The 8305-nt window shown below is 64.8% G+C and carries 4 protein-coding genes; 3 read left to right on the top strand and 1 reads right to left on the bottom strand.

Annotated features, from left to right (window positions below; all coding sequences use genetic code 11):
- Positions 1-185: 185 nt before the first annotated feature.
- Positions 186-683 (bottom strand): hypothetical protein, encoded by a 498-nt coding sequence (locus tag J4G38_RS26990; protein ID WP_226163958.1) that lies wholly within the window; start codon positions 681-683, stop codon positions 186-188.
- Positions 684-1675: 992 nt separating this feature from the next.
- On the opposite strand from J4G38_RS26990, the gene J4G38_RS26985 reads away from it, so the two are divergent.
- The 3 genes from J4G38_RS26985 (at position 1676) to J4G38_RS26975 (ending at position 8090) form a co-directional block, all read left to right on the top strand.
- Positions 1676-5053: a beta strand repeat-containing protein gene (locus J4G38_RS26985; RefSeq protein WP_226163955.1), complete on the top strand. Its 3378-nt coding sequence runs from the start codon at positions 1676-1678 to the stop codon at positions 5051-5053.
- Positions 5054-5785: 732 nt separating this feature from the next.
- Positions 5786-6256 carry a hypothetical protein gene (locus J4G38_RS26980; RefSeq protein ID WP_210522065.1) on the top strand — a complete coding sequence of 157 codons (471 nt, stop codon included), beginning with the start codon at positions 5786-5788 and terminating at the stop codon, positions 6254-6256.
- A gap of 94 nt (positions 6257-6350) precedes the next feature.
- A complete protein-coding gene (locus J4G38_RS26975) occupies positions 6351-8090 on the top strand; it encodes a T9SS type A sorting domain-containing protein (protein WP_210522066.1) in 1740 nt (579 codons plus the stop codon).
- Positions 8091-8305: the final 215 nt, after the last annotated feature.

The raw sequence follows: 8305 nt of genomic DNA, 5'->3' as shown, positions 1-8305 counted from the left end.
GTGGCTGTTGCAGAACTCGTGGGTATGGCTGGCAAACAGCTTAAGTGAACGTGCAACGGCCTACAAGAAGTGTTTAAGGGACGTTTTTAGAGGCGGTGCCCCGGCGCAGAGGATCTTTCAGGGGCTACCCAAGACTTCCGCAACAGCCACGACCCTTTGGCTGAACAGCTAAGACCTCGGGCTGCTTACCAGATTTCTCCTTGTTTGCACACTTCCACTTCCCCAGCGTCGGAGATTTTGACCAGATAATGGTCGGTAAAGTGATGCATTTTGTACACGGCCAGGTAAACGTACGTCCCGCCAAGCCCGGTAACCGCGCGGTAAAGGCGGACCTGTGTCCCGCCGCGGTTAAAGGCTGAGGCGCGTTTAAAGCGGGAAAAGGCACGGTAGGCAATCGGAACGGCGGGGGCATCCGTTGCTTCATTCGCCGCCCAAAACGCACGGAACCCGGTATCGGGAAAGCATGGAGCAAAAAGGCCCTTAACGTGTGCCTGGGCTTCGCTTCGCCCAGTCAGGTACAGGTGCTTGGCCCGCGGGTACTGCCCAACTACTAGCACGGTGGCAAAATACTCGAACGCCGTTTGCTCAGGCGACGGAGTAGCGACGAGGGGAAACAAGGAGGCTAGTAGCAGGCAGAGCATGAAAAAGAACTGGAATTGGGTCTGCTCAAGGTAGTGACTCAAACACTCCTTTCCGTGAACTCATAAGTTAGTCAGCGCCGCAACCTCCATTGGCACGGCAAGGGGACCTTTTGGCCATTGTCGAGTTTAAGAAACTCGTCTACGATTCAAAGTTTACGAAATGCGCCGAGGGGATGAGTTTCGTAAACTCGTCGGCGCTTCTGCACACGATGGCTCACGCCCATCTGCACATGCCCTACGCGGTCAGTTCGCGGAAGCCCGTTCGTCGGTGGGGCAGCCTGCCCTCCTAGCCCCCCTGCGAGCGCCTCATCGCGCCGTGGTAATGCACGGTTTTTGTTGTTGGTCGTGTTTCAGACCAGCCTCAGACAGTCGGCGACGCGCCGCTCACCCCGCGTAAGTGGGCAACCAGGGCGCCTACTTTAACGTGGGGAGCCAGACCACCCCGCTGCCCGTGAAACTGGCTGCCTTCACGCCACAGCCGCCGGCCTGGCCGCCGTGCGCCCGGCCTGGGTTACGGCCTCGGAGAAGAACAGCGAGGCCTTTGAAGTGGAGCGCCGCCTGAGCAGCATCAGCTTCGAGCGCCTGGGCACGGTGGCGGCCGGCAGCAACAGCGCCCGCAGCTACGGCTTCGTGGATGCGAAGCTGCCGGCCGGCTCTACTGCGCTTGAAACAGGTGGACGCGGACAGCACGTTCAACTACTCGGCGGTGCGCGCGACGGCGCAGCCACCTTGCTAGGCGCTGCGCCTAGCACGGCGGTCAAAGTGTCTGATACCTTAAGCCGCCCGGTGGCTTCGGCCACAACAGACGCTGCGAACATGACCAAGCAGGCCCGTGCCTTGCCGCGCGGGGGCTTTCGTGTGCTCCATGTCGGGGACCGGCCGGCGCGAGAAACAACATGTTGATGCGATACCGCCGCGTTGGGCTGGGCAGTACCTTTGTGGTCTTACTTTTGGCTAAGCGCTTGATTTCAGACGGCTTTGGGGTCGCTAAAGCCGTGCCGCTTTATTCTCCGTGTCACTTTTTGTTGGTGCCCATGAAACACTTCTTCCTTCCCCTCGGGCACCCCGGCCGTGTGCGGCCCTTCGCGCTGCTGCTGGCCTTGCTGGTGCTGCTGCTTCCCGGCCGGGCCGCCCAGGCCCAGGCCGGCGCGGCCCCCTCGGTGGGCGCGGCCCTCAACCCCGACGGCACGCTGCGACCGGGGGCCAGCGGTTCGTTCGATGCCACGGGCTACCACCTGAGCTACGGCAAGGGCGGCCAGCCCGTTCTGCGCCCGGCAGGCAGCAGCGCATTGGGCTGGAATACCGTCGGTGGTGCCGCTGCGGGCTTGCAAAACGGGGTGAATGGCATCGTTTACGCCGTGGCCGTGAGCGGGACAAATGTGTACGTGGGCGGCGACTTTAGCACGGCCGGCGGAGCGGCGGCCAGCTACGTGGCTAGGTGGGATGGCACGGCCTGGACCAGCCTGGGCACGGGCGTGCAAAACGGGGTGGATGGCATCGTTTACGCCGTGGCCGTGAGCGGGACGAGCGTGTACGTGGGCGGCGCTTTCACCACGGCCGGCGGGGTGGCGGCCAACCGCGTGGCCCGTTGGGACGGCACGGCCTGGAACCCACTGGGCACGGGCGCAGCCAACGGCATAAGCGGTACTGTCTACGCTGTGGCCGTGAGCGGGACGAGCGTGTACGTGGGCGGCAGTTTTAGCACGGCCGGCGGGGTGGCGGCCAACTACGTGGCCCGCTGGGACGGCACGGCCTGGAACGCACTGGGCACGGGCGCGGCCAACGGCGTGGGCAGCAACGTCCGCGCACTAACGGTGAGCGGAACGAGCGTGTACGCGGCCGGAGATTTCACCACGGCCGGCGGGGTGTTGGCCAGCCGCGTAGCCCGCTGGGACGGCACGGCTTGGAGCCCACTGGGTGCCGGCACGGCCAACGGGGTGAATGGCATGTGTTTCGCCCTGGCCGTGAGCGGGACGAGCGTGTACGTGGGCGGCGCCTTCACCACGGCCGGCGGGGCAGCGGCCAACTGCGTGGCCCGCTGGGACGGCACGGCCTGGAGCCCACTGGGCACGGGCGCGGCCAACGGCGTGGGCAATATCGTCCGCGCCCTGGCCGTAAGCGGCACCGATGTGTACGTGGGCGGTGCCTTCACCACGGCCGGCGGGGTGGCGGCCAGCCGCGTGGCCCGCTGGAATGGTACGGCTTGGAGTTCACTGGGCACCGGCGCGGCCAACGGGGTGGACAGCAACGTCTATGCCCTGGCCGCGAGCGGCACCGATGTGTACGTGGGCGGTGCCTTCACCACGGCCGGCGGGGTGGCGGCCAGCCGCGTGGCCCGCTGGAACGGCACGGCTTGGAGTTCACTGGGCACCGGCGCGGCCAACGGGGTGGACAGCAACGTCTATGCCCTGGCCGCGAGCGGCACCGATGTGTACGTGGGCGGTGCCTTCACCACGGCCGGCGGGGTGGCGGCCAGCCGCGTGGCCCGCTGGAACGGCACGGCTTGGAGTTCACTGGGCACCGGCGCGGCCAACGGGGTGGACAGCAACGTCTATGCCCTGGCCGCGAGCGGCACCGATGTGTACGTGGGCGGTGCCTTCACCACGGCCGGCGGGGTGGCGGCCAGCCGCGTGGCCCGCTGGAACGGCACGGCTTGGAGTTCACTGGGCACCGGCGCGGCCAACGGGGTGGACAGCAACGTCTATGCCCTGGCCGCGAGCGGCACCGATGTGTACGTGGGCGGTGCCTTCACCACGGCCGGCGGGGTGGCGGCCAACTACGTGGCCCGCTGGAACGGCACGGCCTGGAGTTCACTGGGCACCGGCGCGGCCAATGGGACGAGTAACGCCGTCCGCGCCTTGGCCGTAAGCGGCCCGAATGTGTACGTGGGCGGCACCTTCACCGCGGCCGGCGGGGTGTTGGCCAGCCGCGTGGCCCGCTGGAATGGTACGGCTTGGAGCCCGCTGGGTACCGGCGCGGCCAACGGGGTGAACGACGGGGTCAACACCCTGGCCGTGAGCGGGACCAGCGTGTACGTGGGCGGCGCCTTCACCACGGCCGGCGGGGTGGCGGCCAACCGCGTGGCCCGCTGGGACGGCACGGCCTGGAGCCCACTGGGTACCGGCGCGGCCAACGGGGTGAACGACGGGGTCAACACCCTGGCCGTGAGCGGGACCAGCGTGTACGTGGGCGGCGCCTTCACCACGGCCGGCGGGGTGGCGGCCAACCGCGTGGCCCGCTGGGACGGCACGGCCTGGAGCCCACTGGGTACCGGCGCGGCCAACGGCGTGGATGTGGACGTATTTGCCTTAGCCGTGAGTGGCACGAACGTGTACGTGGGCGGCTACTTCAGCAGAGCCGGCGGGGCGCCGGCTAATAATGTGGCCCGCTGGGACGGCACAGCTTGGAGCCCGCTGGGTACCGGCGCGGCCAACGGGGTGAACAACGGGGTCGATGCGTTAGCGGTGAGCGGCACCGATGTGTACGCGGCCGGTGACTTCACCACGGCCGGCGGGGCAACGGCCAACTACGTGGCCCGCTGGAACGGCACGGCCTGGAGCCCGCTGGGTACCGGCGCGGCCAACGGGGTGAACGACTGGGTCGGAGCGTTAGCGGTGAGCGGCACCGATGTGTACGCGGCCGGTGACTTCACCACGGCCGGCGGGGCAACGGCCAACTACGTGGCCCGCTGGAACGGCACGGCCTGGAGCCCGCTGGGTACCGGCGCGGCCAACGGGGTGAACGACGGGGTCGGTGCGTTAGCGGTGAGCGGCACCGATGTGTACGCGGCCGGCTACTTCACCACGGCCGGCGGGGCAACGGCCAGCCGCGTGGCCCGTTGGAACGGCACGACCTGGAGCCCGCTGGGTACCGGCGCGGCCAACGGGGTGAACGACTACGTCTACGACTTAGCCGTAAATGGCACCGATGTGTACGCGGCCGGCTACTTCACCACGGCCGGCGGGGCAACGGCCAGCCGCGTGGCCCGCTGGAACGGCACGGCCTGGAGCCCGCTGGGTACCGGCGCGGCCAACGGGGTGAACGACTACGTCTACGACTTAGCCGTAAATGGCACCGATGTGTACGCGGGTGGTACCTTCAGCAGGGCCGGCGGCATGGTGGCCAACAAGGTGGCCTACTACCAGCCGTCGGCCGCCCCGCTTGCCAGTCTGAACCCGGCTCGTGTCGCCGAATTGGGCCTGTACCCCAACCCGGCCCGCGGCGGGGCGGCCACACTGCTGGGCGCGACGCCCGGCGCGGTGGTGAAAGTGTTCGATGCGCTGGGCCGTGCCGTGGCTACGGCCACGGCCGACGCTTCGGGCACGACGGTGCTGGTGCTGCCCGCCGGCTTGGCCACGGGCGTGTATGTGGTGCGTACCGGCACCAGGGCGCTGCGCCTCACGGTGGAGTAATCGGAGATGTAGTGGCGGGGGGACGGCGCGAGCAGGTGGCTGGCCGTGAGCCGGGCAACCGGTGCGCCAACCGTTGGGCGAGTGCCCGAATCCTTCGCGTGGGGGCAGCGGCAGTGTTTAGAGGAGTTTACAGCACTCATTCCTCCGACCAGTTTCGTAAACTTTGATAGGCAATTTTCTTAAACTTGCCCGGCCCTATTGGGGCCAGCTAGCCGCCAGGTGCCGGGCTTATTTCTGCCGTTCAGGAAGAGTGGCCTTCTGCTTATGCACTGCACGGCTTACGGCTAGGCACCCCCCAACAAGTAGCGCCGCCAGCGTAAAAAGTGCGCCTATTGGCAGGAATACCGCAGCACCCGTCACACACTCTGGCCCCTGCCCTTGCATTCCCCGAGCCAAGCCAACAGCGCAGATGAACATGGCGAGCATTGTGCTCACGCAGCCCGCAAATGCTGCCCCCAGGGTGACCAAGGCGGTCAAGGAGGCAGAAGATTTAAGAACAGGCAACCAACTGACCGCCAGTAGGCCGATTAAAGGGGCAGCCGCCACCACGGCGGGCACAAGTAGTGTCAAGAGTACTCCCATAAGCGTATGCAAAGGCCGTGCGGTGGTGTATCTGCTATTAAGGCAAACAGCGGCAGAAGGTAACCCACTACCGTGCTCCAAGCGACCAGTTGAACGCTTACAAGTTTACCAAAACGGTCGGAATAGCGAAACGAGGGTATGTTTAGCAATATGTTTAACCTATCACCTAGTACTCGGGAAATTAGATTGCTTTCTATATTTAGTTTAGCCTTTGTATGCTTTGCACATGTATCAAGCGGGCAAGTCCCTGATTTGGCGGCGTACAAAAGTGCCAAGGTTATCCTTCACATCGATAAGACCCCCAAGAATAAAGTAGAGGGGGTGACCTTTTATTTTGATGACACCTTCAAGGACAGCATCCTTTTTTATGTTGAAAATCGCCGGGTTCAAACCATCGTGCCCGCCCGTGTTTTCGAAGAGGGCAACTGGCTAAAAAACATCGCTCAGGTGCATTTCGGCTTGAACCACCCGCCCAAGACCATTCGCGTGATTGCTGTTTCGCTAAAACAGAAACAGTATATCAGCCTGAGTGTAGACCGCCGGTACCAACTGATTTCCGTGGCTTTTCACCCTAATTTGACTCATGTGACGAAAACGAACAGACCCCTAATTTTTGAGTAGTTCCGCTCACGGCAAGCGCTTTTAAGAGTTTACAAAAACGGTTCGAATAGCAAAACGAGCCTACTTTTATTCCTTCCTGCTTCTCTTCATTTTTATGCTCAATTGTTACGCCTACCCATTCCGCATCCTGCTGGCTACTCTCCTGCTGGCCTTTCGACTCCCGGCCACGGCCCAGGCCCCGGCCTGGCAGTCGGCGCGGGCCGTGGCCGTGGCCACCGCGGCGGCTACAGACAATTTCTCGGCCGTGACGGCCACGGCCGTTGATGCGGCGGGCAACGTGTACGTGGCCGGGGTTTTCCATAATACAGTGGTTTTGGGGGGAAGCACGCTGACGAGCCTCGGGAGCGATGACATGTTCGTGGCTAAATTTAACCCTGTCAGCAACCAGTTTGCGTGGGCACAGCGGGCCGGTGGCACGGGGAGTGAAATGGTCAAAGCGTTGGTGGTGAGCGGAAATAGCGTATATGTGGCAGGCGGTTTCAACAGTCCCCAGGCCGGCTTCGGCACCACTACCTTGACCCCCACTGCCGGCGCTTTTAATTCGTCCGACGTGTTCGTTGCCAAGCTGACCGATACCGGCAGTGCGGGCGTTTTTGCGTGGGCACAGGGGGCTGGCGGCGCCGGCAGCGAATACGCCTATGCGCTGGCCGTGAGCGGAGCCAATTTGTACGTGACCGGCGTATTTGGCAGCAATTCGGCGAGTTTCGGCACCACCACCCTAACCAATGTGGGCCTTATGCCTACTTATGATGTGTTCGTGGCCAAGCTGATTGACGCAGGTAGCACGGGCAATTTCGTGTGGGCGCAGCAAGCCGGTGGTGCGAACGGAGACGGCGCCTACGCACTGGCCGTGAGCGGAGCCAGCCTGTACGTGGCCGGCTCTTTCAGCAGCCCCACAGCGAACTTTGGCACCACTTCGTTGGCCAACGCGGGCACTTCCAACTTGTATGTGGCCAAGCTCACCGACGCGGGCAGCACCGGCAGTTTCGTGTGGGCGCAGCGGGCCGGCGGCACGGGCGACGACTTTGCCACCGCACTTGCCGTGAGCGGAGCCAGCGTGTACGTGGCCGGGCTGTTCCGCAGCCCCACGGCGGGCTTTGGTCCTGTTGTGCTAGCCAACGCAGGCGCTACTATGGGTTTGGCCGACGTGTTCGTGGCCAAGCTCACCGACGCAGGTAGCACGGGCGGCTTCGCGTGGGCGCAACGAGCCGGCGGCACGGACACAGACGAAGCCACTGCGCTGGCTGCGAGCGGCACCAGCGTGTACGTGACCGGTACGTTCGGTAGTTCCACGGCGGGATTTGGCTCCGCTACCCTGACCAATGCTGGTGCTGGTCCAGGCTCGTTTGACGTGTTTGTCGCGAAGCTGACCGATGCGGGCAGCACGGGCAGCTTCGCGTGGGCGCAGCGGGCCGGCGGCACGGGTTACGACGCAGCCACGGCGCTGGCCGCAAGCGGCACCGGCGTGTACGTGGCGGGGTATGTTAACAGCCCCACGGCAGGCTTCGGCACCATTACCCTCTCCAACCCGACCCCGCCCTCAACCCTCAGCTTCCTGGCCGTCCTCACCGACCCCATCCCCACGGCGACCACGGCGGCAGGGACTCGTGCGCCGCTTGCCCTCTTCCCGAACCCCGCCCGACGCACGGTCGCCCTGCGCCTGCCTGCCGGGGCCACCCCCGCGCCCCTAACTCTCACCGATGCCCTGGGCCGAGCCGTGCGCCAGTACCCCGCCCCAGCTGGTCCCGAGGCCACGCTCGACCTACTCGGCCTGCCCGCCGGCTACTACCTGCTGCACGGCACTGGCCCGGCCCTACGCCTGCTGGTGGAGTAGTGGGGCCCCCAAACGGCCCAAAAGGTTGTTAACCATGTCGGAAATATTCTGCCATTTACTGAAACGGTGGAATAACGCCGATGCACGGGCGAACGACTGCGGAGAGATGAGTGGTTCGTGACCCGTCCACCCGTGCAGAAGCGTTTGCTAGCCGTTCGCGAACGGTTCGCGAACGGCTAGCAAACGCTTCTGCACGGGTGGACGGGTCACGAACC

The sequence above is a fragment of the Hymenobacter terricola genome (assembly GCF_017921975.2).
In the GTDB taxonomy this organism is placed as follows: domain Bacteria; phylum Bacteroidota; class Bacteroidia; order Cytophagales; family Hymenobacteraceae; genus Hymenobacter; species Hymenobacter terricola.
Note: the sequence above shows the minus strand (reverse complement) of the source record. Positions and strands in the feature narration are given on the sequence as shown.